The following is a 23,884-nucleotide window of genomic DNA, read 5'->3' on the forward strand; positions in this document are numbered from 1 at the left end:
AATGATACGTGATTCTACATTGCCGCATCAGATAAACCGGATGATTAATCAAGCCGTGATGCCGCCGTCGATGGAAAGACTGCTACCTGTAATATAGCCCGACTCAGGGCCTGCCAGAAAATTGACTAATGATGCCACCTCCTCAGGTTTTCCAAAGCGCCTGAGTGGAATGGCATTGGTAAAAGCTTCCCGTATTGTTGCATCCCCTGGCAACATATCTGTATCTATGGCTCCCGGCTCTACCGTGTTAACCGTTATGTTCCTTGGCGCAAGATCCCAGGCTAATCCGCGGCCGTAGGCGCTGATTGCAGCTTTGGTGGCTACATAGTCGGAAAAATACGGGCTGCCGATACGCCTTCCCCCGACAGAACCGATATTGATGATACGGCCGCCATCGGGCATATGTTTTTGGACTGCCCTTACCGCTTCAGCAACTGCGCGGATATTGATATCAATTTGCCGGTCGTAGTCCGCAGCCCGGCCGGCAGCACCTTCTATCGGGCCATTCACGGAAACCGCCGCATTATTCACCAGTATATCGATCCTTCCAAATTTTGCCGCGGCATCTTCAATGGCATCCTGAACGGCATTTTTTATCGCCCCGTCCGCTTTGATGGCAAGGGCTTTCCCGCCCGATTTCAAAATATCTGCAACGACAGCTTGCGCCTTTTCATCAGATTGAGCATAGGTAAAAGCAACTGCTGCACCTTCAGCAGCCAACCGTTTCACGATGGCTTCCCCCATTCCGCGTGTGCCGCCTGTCACGAAGGCAACTTTATTATTTAATGATTTCATACTTGTTATTTGATAATGTTTAACTTTCAATTCCGTCAATGGTCAGGTAAGTTCTTTCCAGGCGCAGGGTTTTAATCTTCCATTCGCCATTTACTTTCTCGTACGTTTCATGATAGTGACCGTAGCCATGGAATGTTTTGAAAGGGCCTTCCACGCCCTGAGGAAACCGTATCTGGTCTTCCAGCGCCCATATGCCCTGCGCAGTTGTATCCGACAGGATTTCAATTTCCGGGTTGTGCACATGATGTGCGGTTTTCGCTAATTGTATCGGCTTTACCACCTCCACGAAGGATGCACTTTCATGAAAGGTCATTTCAACCTCTCCCTTGGAAGAAATGAAGACCAGTTGAGGAGAAGGAGCAAATAGCCTGTCCAAAGCTTCCCATTGTTTTGTATCTACCGCGCGGGCGTATTGGGCCTTCAGTTTTTTAATAGCCTCTATTTCAAGAAGCGTGTTTATAGTGTTCGTTTCCATTTTTGATAAGTTATAATTGAATAATTATTTTACCCTGTGTATTATTTTTTTCAATTTCGAGATGCGCAAGCGGGATTTCTTCCAGCTTAAACGTTTTGCCGATATGAGACCGCAATACCCCGTTTTCCAATAAGCGGGCTATTGCTTTCATGTCATCACCATTGGATGTCACGGCATTATAATAGGCCATCACACCTTTTTCTTTGGCAACCTGTTCCCAGCGTGTACCTTGTACTTTATTAAAAAGGCTGATAAGATGGCCGCCCGGTTTAACGACATTTAATGTTCTTGCAAGGTGTTCATCGCGCAATGCTTCCACTACCACATCAACCCTCCCGATGACATCTTCAAACCGCTGAGTTTGGTAGTCAATATGTTCATCAGCACCCAGTTGCAATACAAACTCCCGTTTAGCTGCCGACGCCAGGGCGATCACAGAGGCACCAAAGTGTTTAGCTATTTGTACCGCATAGTGACCTACTCCGCCACCAGCGGCCGTAATTAGTATCCTGTCTCCTTTTTTGATCCCGATCCTGCTTAAAGGTTGCCAGGTCGTTAGAGCAGCCAGAGAGGCCGCCGCCGCCTCAGCGTGCGTGACGTTGGCAGGTTTTAACGCGAGGTGGCCGGCGGGGGCTGCTACGTATTCAGCATAAGCCTTTCCATGCCCCGGGTGGTTTACCATGCCGAACACTTCATCCCCGGCTTTGAACGCAGTAACGTTTTTCCCGGTTTGCACAACCACCCCGGAAATATCCCATCCTAATATCTTCGGCGTTTCTCCTTTAAATATCCAGTCCAATGCTTTATCCTGCCTTACATAAGTCTCAGATGGGTTGATGCTGACTGCCTTTACAGCGATCAGCACTTCATCGTCACCAGGACGGGGTACAGGCAGTTCCACCATTTGTAGGTTCTCTACGCCTCCCTGGGTTTTTAAAATAATTGCTTTCATAAATTCATATTGGAATTACAAGTCCAAAATTAAACATTATTCTGGAATCAAAGTTCCAAATATGGATTTCATGTAAGAATTTAACGTTTTTCTGACAATTGGAATTATAATTCCACAATTGCTTATATTTGTATATAAATCCTAAAAAATGGCCAGAGCGAAAAATTTCGATGAGAACGAAGTGTTGGATAAAGCGGTCGACATTTTCCGGCGGCGCGGGTTCAAGACCACAACACCGGAGGAACTGGTGACGCATTTGGGCATCAGCAGATCCAGTTTATACAATACATATGGAGATAAGCATACCCTCTTTATCAGGGCGCTGCAACGTTACCAGGAACAAACATCTAAAGCGCTGAACGACCTGGCAAACGGCAACGACGATGCTATGACCGCCATCCGTAAAATATTCAATTTCACTGTCAATAACTGCCTGGAGGATGCCATGCCCAAAGGCTGTTTTCTTGTGAATTCGATCGTTGAATTCGGGCCGGATGATAAAGAGACGGTTGATATTGTGAAAGAAAGCATGGATACCAACAGGTCCACGCTGTTGCGTATCATAAAAAAAGGGCAAAAGGAAGGCTCCATTTCAAATAGTGCGAAACCAGGGGCATTGGCTGACTACCTGGTAAATTGTCTTTCGGGTATAAGCGTATCCACGAAAGGTGGCGCAGACCGGGCAACCTGTGAGGCTATCGTCAGGAACTCATTGGCAATTCTCCAGCCGCAGGAAGCTCACGTATCTGCCTGATGAACTACGTCTTCCCAGCTCTTATTGTCGGAACGCGGGCGGGCGCGGAAGTAAAAGAAATTCCTCTTTTATAATTTATGTATCAGACAATGCTTAGTGCTTTTAACACTTGCCGGCGAATTATTAGAAAAAATAAAAAAGGTCACCGAAGTGACCTTTTTAAATGTTTGACAACTTTCTGCTCCCCCTGCTGGACTTGAACCAGCGACCCTCTGATTAACAGTCAGATGCTCTAACCAACTGAGCTAAGGAGGAATTTTTCCCGCTTTACCATTGAATCTCAATCGCAAATTGGGATTGCAAAAATAGACAAAATTTTATTTCTGCAAAATCTATTTCAACTTTTTTTCTAAACACCCCTATTTCAGATATCTTTATAGCAGCCAGAATTAATATGAAGTGGATCCTGTTCACCCTGCTACTGCTTTTAAATGCCAGGGCACATGCCTTGCACGGTAAAGACAGCCTGCTGCATCAACTTAACATCATAATCGAAAAAACCGGGGAATTCGATGCGCAAAAATATGCCCAGCTGAGCTCCCTCAAAACAGCTTTCCACAACGCCCGCCTTCCCGAAGAAAAATACGCCGCCTGCCTCCGCCTGTATGACGCCTATAAATCTTTCAACTACGACTCCGCCTTCTCATACGCCCTGCTCCTCGGCTCCCTCGCCGATAAAATGCAGGACCCCAACCGCATCGCATACGCCAATATCAAGCTGGGCTTCATTTTGCTCTCCTCCGGCATGTTCCGCGAAACTGCCGCCGTTATGGACACCCTCCGCATCATGCACCTGCCGGATTCCATGAAGGCGGAATATTACGTGCTCATCCGCCGCTATTACTACGACCTGGCCGATTATGTGAACGACCGCCACTACTCCCCCCAATACCTCCGTCTGGCCAATCAATATACCGATTCAGCCGCCGCCATGTACCCCGAGAACCACTTCGAACGGCTCAGCTGCCTGGGATACAAATTCTTTAAAATAGGGCAGATGGACTCTGCCCGGCATTACCTCAACCGCTCCCTCGCCCTCAACCTCTCCTGGCACCAGCAAGCCATGATCAAAGCCAATCTCGGTTCCATATATGTCGCTTTAAAAGAATACGACAAAGCGATCGAACTGCTGGCGCAATCCGCCATGGCAGACGCCCGCGGCTCCATCAAGGAAACGACGGCAGCCTTCGCCCTCGCCTCCATCCTGTTCCAGACGGGCGATGTGAAAAATGCCTCCCATTATATAGAACGCGCCATCAAAGACGCCACTTTCTACGGCGCCCGCCAGCGTAAAGTGCAGGTAAGCGCCATCCTCCCTATCATCGAAGGGGAAAGGTTCAACACGGTGGAAAGCCAGAAAAACCGGCTGTTCGTTTACCTCGCCATCGCCATTTTCCTGCTGTTGGCCTCTATTGTACTGTCGTTCATCATCTTCAAACAGTTCCGCAAGCTCAAAACCGCGCAGAACATCATTACCAAAGCCCACCTCCGCCAGCAGGAGATCAACGACAAACTGCTGGAATCCAATAAGATAAAGGAAGAATACATCGGCTACTGCTTCCACATCGCCTCGGCCTTTATCGACAAGATCGAGAAGCTGAAAAACCAGGTAGACAGCCGCCTTACAGATCACAAATACGCCGAGATCCGCTATATCGTCAACAACATCAATATCAAACAGGAAAGAGAAGAGCTCTTCCACAACTTCGACCGCATCTTCCTCCGCATCTTCCCCAACTTCGTCTCCGAATTCAACTCCTTCTTTAAAGAAGAAGACCAGGTGCGCCTCAAAGAAAATGAACTCCTCAACACCGACCTCCGCATCTACGCCCTCATTCGTATCGGCATCAGCGAAAATGAAAAAATAGCCCGCATCCTCGAATATTCGGTGAACACCATTTACGCCTACAAAACCAGGATAAGGAACAAATCAACCGTTCCAAACGACGAATTCGAAGACCGGATCATGCAAATTAAGATATAAAACCACTAATATTAAGGATATTTATATATAAATATAACTATTTAATCCCCAATAGCTTAAGTCGAGCCACTAGGCAAATTGACCCAATAATTTCTATAATCAGGCCATACTAATTTGCCGCCACTGTTATACCCGTTTACTTTGATCCTGTTCAACCAAAAACGAATTCCACGTACAGTATTCCACCCACTGTACTTATCCTAAAAAATCTCTAAATAACTACGTTATGACCAAAACGCGACTACTAAAAGCGCTGCTTTTCTGTCCGCTCCTATTCCTGGCGACAGCTGTCCTGGCCCAGACAAAATCCGTTTCCGGCAAGATCACCGACGAAAAAGGCGAGATCATCATCGGCGCCAGCGTCCAGGTGAAGGGAACGACCACAGGCACCGTAACGGACCAAAACGGCGTGTTTAAACTCAATGTTCCTGCTTCAGCCACTACCTTGCTGGTGAGCTTCATCGGTTATACCCAGCAGGAAGTGAGCATTGCCAATACTTCCGAAGTAAAGGTGGTGCTGCAAATGGAAAATACCACCCTTACCGACGTGGTAGTGGTAGGTTACGGCACTGCCCGTAAAAAAGACCTTACCGGTTCCGTGGCCACCCTCAAAGCCAAAGACTTCAATAAAGGCATCGCCAACGCGCCGGACCAGCTCATCCAGGGCAAAGTGGCCGGCCTGATGGTGGTGAACACCAGCGGCGCGCCCGGCGCGGCTACCACCGTGCGTATCCGCGGGGTATCGTCTGTCCGCTCCGGCAACCAGCCGCTGTATGTGATAGACGGGGTGCCCTTAGACGGCCGTGTGGCCAGGCCCGGCATCAGTGCAAATGGCCTTGGCGTTACGCCGGATGCCAACCCGCTCAACTTCGTAAACGCATTCGACATCGCTTCCATGGACGTACTGAAAGACGCTTCCGCCACGGCCATCTACGGCTCCCGCGGCTCCAACGGCGTGATCATCATCACCACCAAAAAAGGGGTGGAAGGTCCTGCCAAGCTGGACTTCAACTATTCAGTCGGCGCATCCACCATTATGAAAAAACTGAAAGTGCTGAATGCGGGCGAATTCCGCAAGGTGCTCGATGACTATAAATTCACCAGCGGCGACGGCGGCGGCGACGAAGACGCCATGAAAGCCATCACCCGCACCGGCATTACCCAAAACTTCAACCTGGGCATCAGCGGCGGCTCGGAAAACGCCCGCTACCGTGCCTCTTTCGGCCTTATGAACCAGGATGGCATCGTCCTCAAATCGGGCCTGAAAAAATATACGGGCAACCTCTCCGGGCAGTTCAAGTTCCTGGAAAGCAAAAAGCTCGGCCTCGACTTCAACCTGATGGCCGCACAAACCATCGAAGAGCTTGCGCCGGTTACCAACAACGCCGGTTACCGCGGCAGCCTCATCGGCCAGGCCCTGCAATGGAACCCCACTGTGCCGCTGCGCAATGCAGACGGCTCGCTGAACCAGCTGAGCGGCAACGCGGCGGTGAACCCGCTTGCCATGTCTGAAGCCTGGAACGACCAGGCAAATATCTCCTACATCCTCGGCAGCATCAGCCCATACTTCAAGATCACCGACGACCTGGAATACCGCTTCCTGTTCTCCATCAACAGGCAGACAGGCATCCGCCGTACCGAGCTGAAAAGCTACATCACCCTGCCGGAAGTGGAAGGCTTGGGCCAGGCCTATTACGGTAATTCCGAACTGACCACCAAGCTGTTCACCCACACCCTGAGCTACAACAAACAGATCTCCACCGCCTTCAACCTGGGTGCATTGGTGGGTTATGAATACCAGGATTTCGTGTTCAAAGGCGTAGACCTCGGCGCGCTCGGTTTTACGACGGACGCGTTGCCATACACCAGCATCCTCCAGAACGCGCTGCAGACCAATACTTTCATTTCATCTTACGTAAACCCGCAGTCTGAGCTGCAATCCATCTTCGGAAGGGTAACGGCCAACCTGCGCGACAAATACCTGCTCACCGCCACCATGCGTGCGGACGGCTCCAACAAATTCGGGAAGAACAACCGTTACGGTTATTTCCCCTCATTCGCGGCTAAATGGAACATCAGCAGCGAAGACTTCATGAAAGGCGGCACCTTCTTCCAGAACCTCGCCCTGCGCCTCGGATGGGGCATTACCGGCAACCAGGAATTCCCCGCAGGCGCTGCGCAGGAGCAATACATGCTGGCCGGCGCAGGCGGCGCCTCGCAGCTGAACGTGGCCAACCCCGACCTGAAATGGGAGAAATCGAACCAGCTGAACGCCGGCCTCGACTTTACCATCCTGGACAGCAGGATCACGGGCAGCGTGGACTACTTCCATAAAAAGACCACGGACCTGCTTTTCAACTACACCGCCATCGTGCCCGGGCCCGCTTCCAACCTCTGGATCAACATGCCCGGAGACATCACGAACAAAGGCGTGGAAGTGGCCCTGCGCGGGGACATCATCCGCAAAAAGGACCTTACCTGGAGCCTTGGCGTGAATGCCACTTTCATCAGCAATGAACTGCAGAACTACACCGGTCCCGACGTGCTCACCGGCGCCATCAGCGGCCAGGGCGTATCAGGCGCCACCGTACAGCGTTTCGCCAACGGCCACCCGCTGAACGTGTTCTACGTGCGCAAATACGAAGGGCTGGATAAAGACGGCCTGGCACAGTATGCGGACAACGGCAACACCATGTACTACATGGGCGACCCGAACCCCAAGCAGCTGCTGGGTTTCACCACCGACCTTTCGTACAAAAAATGGTACCTGGCCATCAACTTCAACGGCGCATTCGGACAGGATATCTATAACAACACGGCTAACACCGTGCTGCCGGTGAACAACCTTTCCTCCCGCAACATCGCCCGCAGCCTGATAGGTAACAACGAAAACCTCGCGAACCCGATCACCACTTCATCCCGCTATCTCGAAAAAGGTGATTTCGTAAAACTGACGAATGCTACCATCAGCTACAGTCTTGGCAACATCGGCAAAACATTCAAGAACGTAAACATCTCCCTCACCGGGCAGAACCTTTTCGTGATCACCAATTACAGCGGCTTCGACCCGGAAGTGAATACGGATAAAAGCATCAACGGCGTGAACTCATTCGGCATAGAATACTCGCCCTACCCAACGGCAAGGAACATCATCCTCGGCGTAAGCGTTTCACTCTGATCCATTATTCACTTAAAAACTACTATCATGACTTTCTATAAAAAAATATCACTGCTTGCGCTCGCCGGCCTCACGCTGGCCAGCTGCACCAAGCTCGATGAAAAACTAGGTTCCACCCTGGAAAGAAGCCAGGCCGATTCCGTGATACAGGTAGCCTCTTTGCTGAAAACCGCGTACGACGGGCTGCAGTTGCCTTACCAGGACCAGAGCAATCTCTGGGCCCTGCAGGAAATGCCTTCAGACGAAGCGGTGGCGCCTACGCGCGGCGGCGACTGGGACGACAACGGCCAGTGGCGTTCCCTCAAAACCCACACCTGGACCGCCGAGCACCCTATGATCGGCTCTACGTTCACCAACCTGTTGCTGCTGCAATATGCCGCTACCAACGTGCTCAACTTCCGCCCGTCCAAGCAGCAGGCTGCTGAAGCGCGTTTCCTCCGCGCCCTGTCCATCTTCTCCGTGCTGGACGCATTTGGCCAGGTGCCGTTCCGCGAGCCGGGCGAAGACCTGCGCAAAGCGCCCAAAGTACTGACAGCTACAGAAGCCGTGGCATTCGTCATTTCAGAGCTTACCGCCATCATGCCCGACCTGCCCGAGCGCTCCACCAGCGTGCGCGCTTACGTGGCCACAAAGGACGCTGCCCGCGCGCTGCTGATCAAAACCCACCTGAACAAAGGCGCGTTCCTGAATCCCGCCCAGCCTACATTTGATGCGGCGGATATGACGCAGGTGATCACACTGGCAGACCAGATCATTAACTCCGGGCGTTACTCGCTCGCCAATAATTATTTTGACAACCTGGCTTATAACAACGACGCGATCGGAACGGAGAATATCTTCACCCAGCAGAACGGGCCCGGCTTCAGCACAGTGCGCTCCGGCAACGCGGCATTCTGCCACTGGGCGCCCACCCTGCATTATCATCAAACGCCTGGCGGCTGGAATGGCTTTGCTACCGTATCCGTTTTTTACGACAAGTTTGAAGCGACAGACACCCGCCGTGGCGGGCCTTATCCCAGCGTAACGCCCGTTACCGGCCTCAATGTAGGCTTCCTGGTGGGCCAGCAGTACGACAAGAACGGCACCGCGCTGAAAGACCGCAAAGGCAATCTGCTCGCCTTCACCCGAGAACTGGCATTGCAGGAAAGCGGCAACGACCTTGAGATCAAAGGCATCCGCGTCGTGAAATACCCGCCAGACATGGTTACAGACGGCGGCTCCAACGGCAACAACGCGAGCAACGACTGGGTGTTTTTCCGCCTGGCAGACGTAATGCTCATGAAAGCCGAAGCCCTGCTTCGCACCGGCAATGCGGCCGGCGCATTGCTGATCGTAAATCAACTGCGCCTGAAACGCAAAGCCTCCGCACTGGCTGCCATCACGCTGGACGTGCTGCTGGACGAGCGCGGCCGCGAAATGTACTGGGAAGGCTGGCGCCGCCAGGACCTGATCAGGTTCAACAAATACCTGCAGCCCTGGCAGCTGAAACCTTCCGACAATCCGCGGAACCTGTTGTTCCCGATACCCGTAAGCGATCTGGCTGTTAACCCCAACCTCAAACAGAATCCCGGGTATTAATTCCTCGTTGAACAGGAAAACATCCCAGCAAGGGGCGTATAGCGCCCCTTGCCGGATTCTTTTTTGCAAAAACCCAAGAGAGATGACAGGAAAAATAATGTTATACTGCTGCCTGCTGCTGCCCGCGGCACTGGCGGCGCAGCCGGTGAAAACGCCCGGGAAGGTGACCGCCGTGAGCATCAAAGGCCAGGAAGTGAGCATCACCACACAAAACGGTCACGCGCTGGTGACGGCCTACAGCCCTTCCGTGATCCGCGTGAGGATGGACAAACAACCGCTGGGAAAAGATTTCTCCTACGCCGTTATCGCGCAGCCGCAGGCATTTTCGCCGCAGGTTACGCAGAACGGGGAGGAAGTGCGGATAGAAACAGATTCATTGGTGGCGCGCATCGGCAAAAATCCTTTCTCGATTATTTTTTACACGAAAACGGGGGAAGTGATCAATGCGGATGAGCCAGGGCTGGGCACCAGCTGGATCGGTGAAGAAGTGACCACGTACAAGACCATGCAGGAAGGCGAACGCTTCATCGGTCTTGGCGAAAAAACCGGCAACCTGGACCGCAGGGGCAGTTCTTACACCAACTGGAACACCGACGCATACGGCTATACCGTCACGCAGGACCCGATCTATTCCACCATTCCCTTCTATATCGGCGTACATCACGGCCTTAGCTACGGGATTTTTTTTGACAACACCTACCGCAGCGATTTTAATTTCGGCGCAAGCAACAACCGCTTTTCATCTTTTACTGCCAACGGCGGGGAAATGAATTATTATTTCATCTATCATCCGCAGGTTGCGGGCATTGTTTCTGCCTACACGCAGCTCACCGGCCGCATGAAAATGCCGCCCCTCTGGAGCCTGGGCTACCAGCAGAACCGCTACAGCTATTATCCTGAAGCGGAAGTATTACGCATCGCGCAAACACTGCGTGAAAAACAGCTGCCGGCAGACGGCATTACGCTGGACATCCATTACATGGACGCCTACAAACTTTTCACCTGGAACAATCAACGCTTCCCCGATCCCGCGGGTATGAATGCGCAGCTGCAAAAGCTCGGCTTCAGAACCACCGTGATCGTGGATCCCGGCATTAAAGTGGAAAAAGGTTACCATGCTTACGAAAGCGGTTTGAAAGAAGACATTTTCATCAAATACAGCGACGGCCAGAACTACACCGGCCAGGTATGGCCCGGCTGGTGCCACTTCCCTGACTTCACCAGCGCCAAAGGCCGCAGCTGGTGGAAGCAGCAGGTGAAAACCTTCACCGGCGCCGGCGTTTCCGGTCTCTGGAACGATATGAACGAAATAGCCACCTGGGGCCAGCGCATGCCTGATAATGTGCTCTTCAGTTTCGAAGGCAACCCCGTTACCCACCAGCAGGCGCACAACGTGTACGGGCTTGCCATGGTGCGCGCCAGCTACGAAGGCGCAAAAGAGGCGGCGCCTAACCAACGGCCTTTCATCCTCACCCGCGCCGGCTATGCAGGCCTGCAGCGTTACTCCGCCATCTGGACGGGCGACAACCGCGCGGAAGACGATCACATGCTGCTGGGCGTGCGCCTGATGAACAGTCTTGGTCTTAGCGGCGTTGCCTTTACAGGTATGGATATCGGCGGGTTCACCGGCAACGGCGGCCCCTCATTATATGCCCGCTGGATACAGATCGGCGCATTCACGCCGTATTGCAGGAGCCACACGGGCATCAACACCAAATCCGCCGAGCCCTGGGCCTTTGGCGAAGAAGTGCTGGAGATCTCGCGCAACTATATCAACTTCCGTTACAAGCTGCTGCCTTACATCTACTCCTGTTTCTACAACGCCACGCAAACAGGCCTGCCGCTTATGCGCACGCTCGCGCTCACGGATACGCACGACCCGCTGGTGTACGACACGCGTTTCCAGAATGAATACCAGTTCGGCCCCGCCTTCCTCATCGCGCCTTTTGAAAGCAAGCAGGCCTATGCGCCCGTGTACTTCCCGAAAGGTGACTGGTACAATCTTTATAACGACGAAAAGGAAGCAGGGGGAAAAGAGAAGATGCTCACGCTGGGCATGCACACGCTGCCCGTGTACGTCAGGGAAAGCAGCATCATTCCCATGCAGTCGCTGGTACAGACCACGCAGCAAAAACCCTCGGACACGCTGTTCCTCCACGTGTACAAAGGCTCCGTCAACAACGATTTCAGGTATTATGAAGACGATGGGGAAACTTTTGATTATGAGAAAGAAGAATACTTCCAGCGCAACATTTCCTACCGCCCCTCGGAAAATTCACTCACACTGGAAAAAGTAAGCGGGAAGCTGGCGTCGAAGTTTAAGCATATCCAGCTGATCCTGCATGGGTTCGGCGGGCAGGAAAATATTTCAACAGACGGAAAACCAGTGAATATTGAGAAAGGTACGGTAGCTTTCATTCAACCCGTATCCCGCTTCGATCCGCAGGGAGAATCCAACCCGGTGGTGAGTTGCGGGGTGCTGAAGGTGGTAGTGCCTAACAGTGCTGATGCGATCAAATTCAATTTTGGTCAATAACGCGCCGGTGGACTTTTCCACCGGCACAGGCCGCTCCGGTGGGGGCGGCCTTTTTGTTACCAGCTCAGCCAGCTCTTTTCAAGGCCGAGATACAGCCCGTCTTCCCGCTGCTCCAGCGGGTACGTTTTCAGGTAAAAGCCTTCGCCGCTGCTATTGTAGCCGTTGCGGATACTGAATTTATACCGGTGCAGCGGGCATACCACGTTGCCGCGGTCATCAATAAAACCATCCGACATAATGCCGCCGGCATGCGGGCACTTATGCGCAAAGGCGTACAACTCGCCCTGGAAGCGGGTGAAGCAGATCTTTTTGCCGTTCACTTCCTGCACGGTAATAACCGCTTCGCCCGTCACAGGATCGCCTGCATCAGCAAAGCGGTGCCAGTTGTATTGTTTGGCCATTAAAAGAAATATTCGGATTTGTAGGGATAACGCTCCCGGTACATCTGCATTACCTTGTCCAGTATGGTTTTCCGCAGCTCTTCGATGTTCATCCTTTCTGTAGCGGAAATGAACACGCAGTTGCCGTTGGTACGGTGCTGCCAGCTTTCTTTGAGCTGGTTGAGGATATCGGTCTTCACATCCTCGGTCAGCCATTCATCAAAGGTCTGCTTTTCGTACAGGTCCATTTTGTTGAAGATGAGGATGGTGGGCTTGTCGATCGCTTTCAGCTCAGTGAGCGTGCGGTTCACCACTTCGATCTGGTCTTCGTATTTGGGATGGCTGATGTCTACCACATGCATGAGGATGTCGCTCTCCCGCACCTCGTCCAGCGTGGATTTGAAGCTTTCCACCAGGTGGTGGGGCAGCTTGCGGATGAACCCTACCGTATCGCTCAGCAGGAACGGCGTTTGTTCGAACACGACCTTGCGGGTAGTGGTATCCAGCGTGGCGAAGAGCTTGTTCTCGGCGAACACCTCGCTTTTGCTCAGCAGGTTCATGATGGTGCTTTTGCCTACGTTCGTATAACCCACCAGGGCCACGCGGATGTACTCCCCGCGGTCTTTCCGCTGGGTGAGCGACTGTTTGTCTATCTCAGCCAGCCGCTTGCGCAGCAGGGATATCTTGTCTTTCACGATACGGCGGTCCGTTTCAATTTCCGTTTCACCGGGGCCCCTCATGCCGATACCGCCTTTCTGGCGTTCGAGGTGCGTCCACATACCGCGGAGGCGCGGCAGGATGTATTGGTACTGCGCCAGCTCCACCTGCACCTTGGCTTGTGCGGTGCGGGCGCGGCGCGCGAAGATATCGAGGATGAGGTCGCTGCGGTCGATGACCTTTATTTTGAGCTCTTTCTGGATGTTGGAGATCTGGGAGCCGGTCAGCTCGTCGTCGAAAATAACGAGGCTCACGTTTTTCCCCACGACATATTGCCTTACTTCCTCCAGCTTGCCCTTGCCGATGAACGTAGCCCTGTCCGGATGCGGCAGCCGCTGGGTGAAGCGCTTCACCGCCTGCGCGCCCGCTGTTTCCGCCAGAAAGGCCAGCTCATCCAGGTATTCGTTCACCTGGGCTTCTGTTTGTTCTTTATGTATCAGGCCTACCAGAACTGCGCGTTCGTCTTCGGCTACTACCTGGTTTTTTTCTATCAAAGTATATTCAGAATTTTTGCAAAGTTAATGAATTACTGCCGCGTGAGGCATGAGGCTAAATTTTCCTACATTTATGCCTCACCACAACAAAATCTACACCAATGCGTAAAACATTCCTGTTAGCAGGTATTTTATTCATTCAGCAAAGCATGGCACAACAAAAAATGACCCCTGAGCTGCTCTGGCAATTGGGCAGGGTAAGCGGGGAAACAGTGACAGACGACGGAACGGTCATATTCGGCGTTTCCCGCTACAACCTGCAGGAAAACAAAAGCGAGCGCAACCTCTGGGACATCCCGGCCGGCGGCGGCGCTGCAAAACAGCTCACCACCTCGCCCGGCGGGGAATCGGTGGTAAAGCTGCTGCCCAATGGCCGCATTGTTTACAGCTATAAAGGGCAACTGTGGGAAATGGACAAAGACGGTGCAAATGCCGTGCAGCGCACGGAAGTGGAAGGAGGTATGCAGAATGTGCGCATTTCACCGGATGGCGCGCATATCCTTTTCTCCAAAGAAGTGAAGCTCGAAAAGATAAGCGGGACGGACCTCTACCCCGATCTTCCGAAATCGAACGTGCAGGTATACACCAGCCTCAACTACCGCCACTGGGATACCTGGGAAGACGGCAGCTACAACCACGTGTTCTACGCCCCCTGGGACGCAGCCACCGGCAAGGTCGGCACACCGGTAGACATCATGAAAGATGAAAAGTTCGATTGCCCGCAAATGCCCTTCGGCGGCGGGGAAGACTTCATCTGGAGCCCTGACGGCAAGCAGATCATCTACGTCTGCAAAAAGAAACACGGCAGGGAATACGCCATCAGCACCAACACCGACATTTACCGTTACACGCTCGCCAGCGGCCAAATGGAGAATCTTTCCGAAGGCATGATGGGCTACGATGTGGCGCCCGCCTTTAGTGCGGACGGCAAGCGCATGCTCTGGCTCAGTATGGAGCGCGATGGTTTTGAGGCCGATAAGAACGACATCATTGAATACAACCTGGCTACCGGCAAACGCAGCAATCTCACCGCCAAATGGGACGGCACCGTGTCTGCCGCCGTGTTCAGCAAAAACAGCAGCAGCATCTTTTTCCTGGCTGTTACCAAAGGCACCGAGCAATTGTTTGAGGCAGCCGGCGGCAACATCCGCCAGCTTACCAAAGGCCGGCACGACCTGAACGGGTTCGTGGGCCAGCACGGCAACACGATGGTAGTGACCCGTACGGACATGAACCGCGCGGCGGAGCTGTATTCCGTGGACCTGAAAAGCGGCGCTGTGAAGCAGCTTTCAGACGTGAATAATGATATTTACAGCAACCTGCAAAAGAGCAAAGTAGAAGAGCGCTGGATCAAAACCACGGACGGGCAGCAGATGCTGGCCTGGGTGATCTATCCGCCGGACTTCGACGCTTCCAAAAAATATCCCACCCTGCTGTATTGCCAGGGCGGCCCACAATCCGCGCTCAGCCAGTTCTATTCCTACCGCTGGAACTTCCAGCTGATGGCGGCCCAGGGCTACATCGTTGTTGCGCCCAACCGCCGCGGCATGCCCGGCCACGGCGTGAAATGGAATGCGGATATCAGCAAGGACTGGGGCGGCCAGCCCATCCGGGATTACCTCTCCGCCATAGACGACATCAGCAAAGAGCCGTATGTGGACAAAGCCCGCCTCGCCGCTGTGGGCGCGAGCTACGGCGGTTATTCCGTGTTCATGCTGGCGGGCGTGCATGAAAAACGTTTCAAGACCTTCATCGCCCACGACGGCCTGTTTGACCTGCGCAGCTGGTACGGCACCACCGAAGAGCTGTGGTTCGCCAACTGGGACATTGGCGCCTATTTCAACAAGGCCGACGCAAAATCTTACGAACAGTACAATCCCAGCAACTTCGTCAATAACTGGAACGCGCCGATCATGATCGTGCAGGGCGGTATCGACTTCCGCGTGGGCATAGAACAGGGCCTGCAGGCTTACCAGGCCGCGCAGCTGAAAGGGCTGAAGAGCAAGCTGGTGTATTTCCCTGAAGAGAACCACTGGGTGTTGGGCGCGCAGAACGCCATCGCCTGGCAGCGCGAGTTCTTCGGCTGGCTGAAAGAAACTTTATAATCCTTACGGGATGCGGCTTCCCGGCCGCATCCCTTTTTTAAAAACCATACCATGTATTCCACGCTTAACCTCGACATTCAAAATAATATCGCCACCATCACCCTCAACAGGCCCGACGTTTACAATGCCTTCAACGATGCGCTCAGCTACGAACTGCAGGACGCGCTGAAACAAACCGAAAAAGATGCCGCCGTGCGCGCCATCGTGCTCACCGGGGCGGGCAAGGCTTTCAGCAGCGGGCAGGACTTGAAGGCTTCTCTGGAAAGCACCGGCAAAAGGAACCTTGGCGAATCGCTGCACAAAAGGTACAACCCCATCATCAGGGCCATCCGCAATATGCCCAAACCCGTGATCTGCAAACTGAACGGCGTGGCGGCGGGCGCAGGCTGCTCATTGGCCCTGGCCTGCGATGTGATCATCGCATCCGAACAGGCCAGCATGATCGAAATATTCATCAACATTGCGCTGGTGCTCGATTCCGGCTCATCCTACTTCCTGCCGCGCACCGTGGGCTACCACCGTGCCTTCGAGCTGGCCACCAAAGCCACCAAACTCACTGCCGCAGAAGCTTTGCAGATGGGCCTGGTGAATAAGGTGGTGAAACCGGAAGAACTGGATGCCGCCGTGCAGGCAGAAGCGGAATTCTACGCCAACGCCCCTACGAAAGCCATCGCCCTGATGAAAAAAATGCTCACCAAAGGCATGACAGAAGGGCTGGATGCTGTGCTGGATTACGAAGCCTATTGCCAGGAGATCGCTGGAAATACGGAAGATAATGAAGAAGGAGTGAAGGCCTTTTTGGAGAAAAGAAAGCCGGAGTTCAAGGGGAGATGATGCCGTGAAGCTCGCTATTGCGTAAAGAGGCCGTCATTGGGAGCATAAAGCCATGACCGCGATTAGAGGGAGATAAGACCGAAGCAATATGATAGGGTGATGCAATGGAAACTAATGGAATAATACCGGAAATGTGGACATGAGGTGGGGATGACGTGGACTTGATCCGGATAAGAAGTTAGGGATCAATCCGTTGGAAAATTGGCAAAATCAACATTGAAAACGTACATTGAACTGATTGTCAATTAATTGAATAAAATTTATGCGTTTTTTTTCCTGTTAATTTAATATGCGAAATGAAGCCGGCGTAAGTCTGAAATAAAAAAGCCGTCCCGGCTGAGCTGGGACGGCTTTTCCTGTTAAAAACTTCGTGTATTATAAACCGCTAAGGGCGATACCGATGGAATAAGGACGGACGTCCAGGTTCGTGTTGTCCTTGAACAGGGGGTTCAGGTTCACGGTGCCGAACAGGGCAAAGTTTCCGTACCCTACGCGCGCCGTACCGGCAAAACGCCAGGGGTTGAAGAAACGCCTGTTCTGTTCTTTGATGATATTCTTTTCACCACCCAGGGAATTCTTCCCTTTCGTATGTGCGTTTACGAGCATACCCACCTTGGCGCCGATAGAGGCTTTGAAGCCCTTGTTGGCGTTGTCTGAAACAGCACGGAAGCGCAGTTCCAGCGGGATCTCAAGGTAGTTGGTGGCTACTTTATACTTTTTATACTTGTCAGCGGAATTGATGAAACGCACCGCGTTAGACTGGCCGTTGGACATATCGATATACTGATCGTCCAGGAAAATGCTGCTGGAGCTGAAGCCAAGCCCGATGCCCACGCTGAGATGCTCTTTGGTTATGGGCAGGTCGTACATCAGCGCGATGCTGAACCCGCGGCTCAATCCTTTGGTCTTCACACTGTCCGGAGCAGATGCCCAGCCGTCGTAAGAAATGCCGATCACCAGGAAGTCCTTCGAAAAGGACACCTTTTCCCGGGCCTTACCCATGGCCGCGCCAGCCTCTTTATCCTGCGCAAAAACACCTGCGGAAACTGTGATTAATCCCAGTACAAAAAGTAATTTTTTCATAATATGTTTAAATGCTTGGCAAAAAGAATATCAGGCAAATTTAATGGAATGCAAATAAATCAAATGGTTAAAATATTGCAAAAATAATACATGGTAATCAGACTGCGCCCCGGTAAGCAGAATTTAAGTAAATTGTACGACCGAATACGTTCCCAGATTCCCTTAGTTCCGGAGAAAGCCACACGCAGAGATTGGATCCTAATAATTCTATGATGAAAAAGATCAGCAGCCCCGTTATCATTGTTTTTGTTGCTGCCATCGTGTCCGTTGCCTGGTTTGCCTGGAGTGCCTGGTTCTCAGATGCCGATGCCATTAAGAGGAACGAGCGCATTCACCTCACTAACGATAAAATCCGCCTCCTCGAAAAAGTTGCCTATACGGTCAAAAGTATGGAATCTTCCGTGAGAGCGTATGTGATCACGGGAGACAGCGGTTTCCTCACCCGTGAGGACTTCTCCGAGATCCAGCTGCGCACCCCTGTAGAGAACCTGCAATTCCTCGCCTCCGGCGCCCTGGAAAAGCGGCAGATGGATTCCCTGCGGGCAATGGTCTACCAGCGCATCGTCTATTTCAACTACCTCATTACCTCCGCAAAAGAATCGCCGGTGATCGCGGGCGCCATGATCCGCTCCGTACAAACGCCCGTACCGCCGGACCCGCTCACCGTGATGATAGAACGGCTGCTGGACAGTCAATACGATCGCATGGAAGCCCGCCTCAGCAGCGGTATTCCCAACCGCCTCCCGTTCCTGCTCACACTTGCCGCCAGCGCTGTGGCCCTGCTCGTAATATGCTGGGGATTGTACCGGCTGGTGAAAGACATGCGGAAGACACAGGCCCGTGAAACCGCCCTCCGCATCAGCGAAGCCAAATACCGGAGGCTGATAGAAGACGCCGGCGCCACCATGTTCACCACCAACCGCGGCGGCTTTTTCAAATATGTGAACAACAAAGCCCTGGACCTCACCGGCTATACGCCGCAGGAGCTGATAGACAAACAATACACCATGCTCATAGACCCGCCTGAGCAGAAAAGGATACGCGAACATTACGAAAGACAGGCCTTCGAAGGCACCAACGAATCCGCGCTCCGCTTCCCCATCCGCTGCAAGAACGGGGAAATGAAATGGGTGGAACAGCATGTGGTACTGCTGCGGCAGAACGGTATCTTCAGCGGCTACCAGTGCATCGTGAAAGATATTCACGCCAAAAAGATGGCGGATGAGGAGGTTGTGAAAACGAAGAACGAGATGAACACCCTGCACTCGCGGCTACAGTCCATCCTGCTCAACTCCCCGTCCATGATCTTTATCAAGGACCTGAACAGTAAATATGTGCTGATCAATAAACGGTTCGAAGAAGTGTTCGGCATCAACAGCGAGCACATCCTGGGCCGCACCGATAAAGAATTTCCCACCAAGCTCAAACCGGAAAAAAGCATCGAGTCCGACAGGGCGGTGCTGCTGCACGAACGGCCTGTGGAATCGGAAGACAGCATCGAGATCAACGGCAAAACGCATTATTTTTTCATCACCAAATTCCCGCTCCGCGATCATACGCACCGTGTGTACGGCCTTTGCGGCATCGCCACAGACATCACCGAGCGCATCCAGCACGAGCATGCGCTGATAGACGAAAGAAAAAAAGCGATAGACGCCCGCCGCGCGCAGGAATTTTTCATGGCCAATATGAGTCACGAGCTGCGTACGCCGCTGAACGGCATCCTCGGCTTTGCTTACCTGCTGGAGCAAACGCCCACCAACGCTGTGCAGGCCGAATACCTGCGCGAGATACTCGATTCCGCCAACAACCTGCTGCTGCTGGTAAACGACCTGCTGGACTTTTCGCGCATCAAAGCCGGGCGCATGGTGCTGGAACATGCCGCCTTCGATATGCGCAGCCTGCTGTTGCAAAAGATCGAAAAATACCGGCCCCGGGCGGAAGAAAAAGGCCTGCAGCTGCTGTGTACCATCCGGGAAAACATGGAAAGCCGCGTGCTGGGCGACCAGTTGCGGCTGAAACAGATATTGAACAACCTCATAGATAACGCCATTAAATTCACCGAAAGCGGCAGCGTTCATCTTTCCGTGGGCGTGGCGGAAGAAAATGAAAAGCAGGTGAAATATGCGTTTGAGGTGAAAGATACAGGGATCGGCATTCCCGCGCACCTGCATCATGAAATAGGCGAAACCTTTTCGCAGGTGCATGGCGGCAACGACAGGAAACACGGGGGAACCGGGCTGGGTCTTACATTGGTGCGGCAACTGGTAGGCCTTCACCAGGGCAGTATTCAGATCGGCGACAACCCGGAAGGCGGCACCGTTATCCGTTTCACGATACCGTACCTGCGCCAGGCCCAGGAACCTGCAAGCGTACCCGCATCCCGCCGTGAAAGCCTGCTGATACCGCCTTTGCAGGGAAAGAACATCCTGCTGGCGGAAGATAACCTCGTGAACCAGAAACTCGCCATCCGTACGCTGGCCAATGCGGGCGCGGCGGTAGAGCTGGCGGAGAACGGCGTGGAAGCCCTGGAGAAACTGCGCCAGCAGAAGTACGACTGCGTGCTGATGGACATTCAAATGCCGGAAATGGACGGGCTGGAAGCCACCCGCAAGATCAGGGACGGCGGCTCTTCCATTCCTATCATCGCCATGACGGCCTCCGCGCTGAAAGGCGACCGGGAACGCTGCCTGCTGGCCGGTATGAACGATTACATTTCCAAACCTTTCCTGCCCAACGATCTTTTCCAGAAAATACTGGAAGCCCTCGGCGAGCGCGATCCTGTGTTCGCCAAGTTCACCGGCCCCGATTATGAAGAGCAGAAAGTGCCTGCCTTCGTGGACCTGCACTACCTGCGCAGCGTGGTAGACGATAACCCCGAATATCTGTTGGACATCCTGCATACTTTCCTGGAAAGGACCGGCGGCACATTCACGCACCTGGCCAACAGCGCGCAGCTGGAAGAATGGGACGAAACCAGCCAGTACGCCAGCCTCATCCGCAGCAGCCTGATGGTGGTGAGGATCCACCCGCTGTCTGAGATCATACTTGAAATCGAGCAGCAGGCGCGGAACCGGGAGAACCTTCATACGATCGTTCCCAATATCCACCTGGCCATCAAGCTTTACCGCGATGCGCAGAGCGTGTTGCAAAGAGAAGTGGAAAAACTTTCCTGATCAGGCTTTATTCAACGGCAGCGCAAACCAGAAGCGGCTGCCTTTGCCAGGTTCGCTTTCCACGCCAATGGTACCGCCCTGCGCCTCGATGAATTCCTTGGCAATAGCGAGGCCCAGCCCGCTGCCCTTTGCATCGTCTGAGTCCGGCACCTGGAAGAATCTTTCGAATATCTTGTTCCTGAAAGCGGGGTCTATGCCTTTGCCGTGATCGCGCACGCTGAAGTGCAGCGCGCCCGTGCCGGTGGGCAGCACGTCCAGCTCTACGTCGGCCCCGGCGCTGGAGTAGCGGATGGCATTGGTAAGCAGGTTCACCAGCACCCAGGCGCTCTTTTCCGCGTCTGCATTGATCTGCACGGGTTCCGGCGGCAGCGTGGTGCGGATGTTCACCTTCCGGCTTTCGGCTTGTTTGCTCACGGTGTCCAGCGCGTATTGCACGATCTGCTGGGGTTCCACGGGCTGTATCTGCAATTGTATGTTGCCGCTTTCCACTTTAGAAAAATCCAGCAGCTCGCTCACCATGCGGATCATCCGCCGGTTGTCGCTGCGGATGCTGCTGAGCAGCTCTTTCTGTTCGGGGATCAGCGGGCCGGTGCGCTCATCGTCCAGCAGCTGGAGACTGAAGTCTGTAGCGGCCAGCGGGGTTTTCAGCTCGTGGGAGATAGTGGCGATGAAATGCGTTTTTGCAAGGTCCTGTTCTTTGAAGGCGGTGATGTTCTTCAATATGATCACATACCCGATCTTTTCTTTTTCGTGGAAGATGTCTACCGTTTCGCGCATGAAGAAACTTTCCCGGTTGTTCACCACGATCTTGACGGGGCCGCCCTGGCCTTTTTCCAGCAGGAAGCGGAGAAGGTCGTTGCGGCTGGCGGCTTCCGCGGCGGCTTTGCCTACCAGTTCTTTATCGGATACATTCAGGAGCTGCAGGGCCTCGTTGTTGGCAAAGAGAATGGTGTTCTGGTTGTCCAGCCCGATGGTGGCGTCTTTCAGGCTGCTGATCACCGCTTCCGCGCGTTGTTTTTCAAACATGATGCGGGCCAGGTTGCTGTGCTCGTATTCATCCAGCTTTTGCGCCATGGTGTTGAAGGCCGTGGCCAGTTCGCCAAACTCGTCTGCTGACGAAAAATGCAGCCGCTGCTCATATTTCTTCTCCGCAATACCCCTGATGCCTTCCGTAAGCTCACGGATGGGGTCGGCGATGTAACCGGGGAAATTATAGACGAAAGTGACGCCCAGCAAAAAACATACGCCGCTGATAACGGCGATGTACAGCAACGCTTTATCCGCCGTTTCCATGGCCGCTTCATTTTTGTTCACGATCGCCCGCATGTTTATGCCCATGATGGTGTAAAGCTCTGTTCTGATGGCCGCAATCCGGCTGCTGTCGCCCTTCTTCAGCAGTTCATAATATTCCCGGACGGATTGGGTGGGCTTGCCTTCGCCGGGCTCGGTGATGTTCTGTTCCTGTTTTTTGAGGTTGGCTTCAAATTCCTGCTGCGAAGTAAAGGGAGCAAGGCCCCAGGTATCCATCGCCCGCAGCATGTTCCGCGAGTATTCCACGGATTCGTAGTTGTCTTCCAGGATAGCGCGGGAGCCGCGGTTCACCCGGTCGATATAATAATAACCCAGGATGCTGACCAGCAGCAGCATGATGAAGAGGAACAGCACCCCTATCGTGATCTTCGACTTTAGCCTTAACCTTGTCATGATAATATTACGAGGTCGATTTCGTGAGAGGATAACGTTTTTAATAACTGGTTGAACACGTTCGTCCGCAGGATGATCCCGAAAAGGCTGATGTGCGGCTTGCCGATGCAGACGGTGGTGATCTCTTTCTGCCGCGCCGTATCGATGATGGCCTGCGCCACGTTGGCATGCTGCACTCTCAGCACTTCCGCGCCCAGCTCGGTGGCCAGCTTCAGGTTGTTGATCAGGTGCCGCTGGTCAGACAGTTTGATGCGTCCCACGCTTTCACGGGGCGTCTGCACGTACAGCATGTACCATTCGCCATGGTAGTAGGCGGCCAGCCGGGCGGTTTTCCGGATCACCTTCCTGGCGATCTCATCATTGCTGGAGATGCAGGCCAGGAAACGTTCGTGGCGCATCTGCTGGCTCCTCGGTATCTCTATCTCCACTTTGCGTTCCACTTGCGAAGCTACTTCTTTCAGGGCAAGCTCGCGCAGCTGGAGTATCTTATCCGACTGGAAAAAGTTGCGCAGGGCGTTCTCCACCTTGCTCTGGTCGTATATTTTGCCTTCTTTCAGGCGGGTGATCAGCTCGTCTGCCGTCAGGTCTATATTCACCACTTCGTCCGCTATCTGCAGCATGCTGTCTGGCACGCGCTCCTGCACTTCCACGCCGGTGATGGCTTTCACCTGGTGGTTGATGCTTTCCATGTGCTGGATATTAACGGCGGAAATGACGTTGATGCCGGCATTCAGCAGGTCCATCACGTCCTGCCAGCGTTTCTCGTTCTTCGACCCGGGGATGTTGGAATGGGCCAGCTCATCCACGATCACCCATTCCGGCGCCAGCAGCAGGATGGCGTTGAGGTCCATTTCGTCCAGCATTTTGCCTTTGTAGAACACCTGCCTGCGGGGGATCAGCGGAAGCCCTTCCAGCAAGGCTTCCGTTTCTTTCCGGCCATGCGTTTCGATATACCCGATCTGCACGTTCACGCCTTTGCGCAGCATGGCATGCGCTTCCTGGAGCATGCGGAAGCTCTTGCCCACGCCGGCGCTCATGCCGATGTAGATCTTGAATTGCCCGCGGCCGGCCTTATTGGCCAGGTGTAAAAAACGTTGCATCATCTGCAGATCTGTTAAACCACCTCAGCGGAGCGCTTG

Annotated in this window: 16 protein-coding genes and 1 tRNA gene; 8 read left to right on the plus strand and 9 right to left on the minus strand. The window is 53.3% G+C overall.

Annotated features, from left to right (window positions below):
- Positions 1-48 precede the first annotated feature (48 nt).
- Genes R3I13_RS05260 through R3I13_RS05270 form a run of 3 tightly spaced genes read right to left on the minus strand, consistent with a single transcriptional unit; the run spans position 49 to position 2,222 of the window.
- Positions 49-795, minus strand: a complete 747-nt coding sequence (locus R3I13_RS05260) for an SDR family oxidoreductase (RefSeq protein ID WP_346316879.1) — start codon at positions 793-795, stop codon at positions 49-51.
- Between the two features lie 19 nt (positions 796-814).
- On the minus strand, positions 815-1,270 hold the full coding sequence (locus R3I13_RS05265) for a nuclear transport factor 2 family protein (RefSeq protein ID WP_346316880.1): 456 nt from the start codon (positions 1,268-1,270) through the stop codon (positions 815-817).
- Between the two features lie 10 nt (positions 1,271-1,280).
- Positions 1,281-2,222: an NADP-dependent oxidoreductase gene (locus R3I13_RS05270; RefSeq protein ID WP_346316881.1), complete on the minus strand. Its 942-nt coding sequence runs from the start codon at positions 2,220-2,222 to the stop codon at positions 1,281-1,283.
- 148 nt (positions 2,223-2,370) lie between these two features.
- Here R3I13_RS05270 and R3I13_RS05275 point away from each other — a divergent pair, with 148 nt between their 5' ends.
- Complete coding sequence (locus R3I13_RS05275) at positions 2,371-2,976, plus strand: TetR/AcrR family transcriptional regulator (RefSeq protein WP_346316882.1); 606 nt, start codon at positions 2,371-2,373, stop codon at positions 2,974-2,976.
- Between the two features lie 181 nt (positions 2,977-3,157).
- Here the strand turns inward: R3I13_RS05275 and R3I13_RS05280 are convergent.
- Positions 3,158-3,231 (minus strand) — tRNA-Asn (locus tag R3I13_RS05280).
- Positions 3,232-3,370: 139 nt separating this feature from the next.
- Here R3I13_RS05280 and R3I13_RS05285 point away from each other — a divergent pair.
- The 4 genes from R3I13_RS05285 (at position 3,371) to R3I13_RS05300 (ending at position 12,252) form a co-directional block, all read left to right on the plus strand.
- Complete coding sequence (locus R3I13_RS05285) at positions 3,371-4,960, plus strand: DUF6377 domain-containing protein (protein WP_346316883.1); 1,590 nt, start codon at positions 3,371-3,373, stop codon at positions 4,958-4,960.
- Between the two features lie 226 nt (positions 4,961-5,186).
- Positions 5,187-8,138 carry a SusC/RagA family TonB-linked outer membrane protein gene (locus R3I13_RS05290; protein WP_346316884.1) on the plus strand — a complete coding sequence of 984 codons (2,952 nt, stop codon included), beginning with the start codon at positions 5,187-5,189 and terminating at the stop codon, positions 8,136-8,138.
- A 27-nt stretch (positions 8,139-8,165) separates the two neighbouring features.
- Complete coding sequence (locus R3I13_RS05295) at positions 8,166-9,716, plus strand: RagB/SusD family nutrient uptake outer membrane protein (protein ID WP_346316885.1); 1,551 nt, start codon at positions 8,166-8,168, stop codon at positions 9,714-9,716.
- An 82-nt stretch (positions 9,717-9,798) separates the two neighbouring features.
- Positions 9,799-12,252 carry a TIM-barrel domain-containing protein gene (locus R3I13_RS05300; protein WP_346316886.1) on the plus strand — a complete coding sequence of 818 codons (2,454 nt, stop codon included), beginning with the start codon at positions 9,799-9,801 and terminating at the stop codon, positions 12,250-12,252.
- Positions 12,253-12,308: 56 nt separating this feature from the next.
- On the opposite strand, the gene R3I13_RS05305 is transcribed toward R3I13_RS05300, so the two are convergent.
- Complete coding sequence (locus tag R3I13_RS05305; RefSeq protein WP_346316887.1) at positions 12,309-12,653, minus strand: Rieske 2Fe-2S domain-containing protein; 345 nt, start codon at positions 12,651-12,653, stop codon at positions 12,309-12,311.
- Positions 12,653-13,843, minus strand: a complete 1,191-nt coding sequence (gene hflX, locus R3I13_RS05310; protein WP_346316888.1) for a GTPase HflX — start codon at positions 13,841-13,843, stop codon at positions 12,653-12,655. Before hflX ends, R3I13_RS05305 begins: the two co-directional genes overlap by 1 nt.
- Before the next feature lie 101 nt (positions 13,844-13,944).
- On the opposite strand from hflX, the gene R3I13_RS05315 reads away from it, so the two are divergent.
- Complete coding sequence (locus R3I13_RS05315; protein WP_346316889.1) at positions 13,945-15,948, plus strand: S9 family peptidase; 2,004 nt, start codon at positions 13,945-13,947, stop codon at positions 15,946-15,948.
- A gap of 51 nt (positions 15,949-15,999) precedes the next feature.
- Positions 16,000-16,782 (plus strand): enoyl-CoA hydratase-related protein, encoded by a 783-nt coding sequence (locus R3I13_RS05320; protein WP_346316890.1) that lies wholly within the window; start codon positions 16,000-16,002, stop codon positions 16,780-16,782.
- 375 nt (positions 16,783-17,157) lie between these two features.
- Here the strand turns inward: R3I13_RS05320 and R3I13_RS05325 are convergent, their stop codons facing one another.
- The gene (locus R3I13_RS05325; RefSeq protein ID WP_346316891.1) at positions 17,158-17,865 is read right to left on the minus strand and encodes an outer membrane beta-barrel protein; all 708 of its coding nucleotides are present in this window, start codon (positions 17,863-17,865) and stop codon (positions 17,158-17,160) included.
- A 212-nt stretch (positions 17,866-18,077) separates the two neighbouring features.
- On the opposite strand from R3I13_RS05325, the gene R3I13_RS05330 reads away from it, so the two are divergent.
- Positions 18,078-21,041 (plus strand): PAS domain S-box protein, encoded by a 2,964-nt coding sequence (locus R3I13_RS05330; protein ID WP_346316892.1) that lies wholly within the window; start codon positions 18,078-18,080, stop codon positions 21,039-21,041.
- Here the strand turns inward: R3I13_RS05330 and R3I13_RS05335 are convergent, their stop codons facing one another.
- Both R3I13_RS05335 and R3I13_RS05340 read right to left on the minus strand, forming a co-directional pair.
- Entirely contained in the window at positions 21,042-22,745 is a 1,704-nt protein-coding gene (locus R3I13_RS05335) for an ATP-binding protein (RefSeq protein ID WP_346316893.1), read from the minus strand. It abuts the gene before it with no gap.
- A complete protein-coding gene (locus R3I13_RS05340) occupies positions 22,742-23,848 on the minus strand; it encodes a sensor protein KdpD (RefSeq protein WP_346316894.1) in 1,107 nt (368 codons plus the stop codon). The genes R3I13_RS05335 and R3I13_RS05340 overlap by 4 nt, the downstream gene beginning before the upstream one ends.
- Positions 23,849-23,884: the final 36 nt, after the last annotated feature.

This window comes from Chitinophaga sp. YIM B06452, from assembly GCF_039655965.1.
Lineage (GTDB): Bacteria > Bacteroidota > Bacteroidia > Chitinophagales > Chitinophagaceae > Chitinophaga.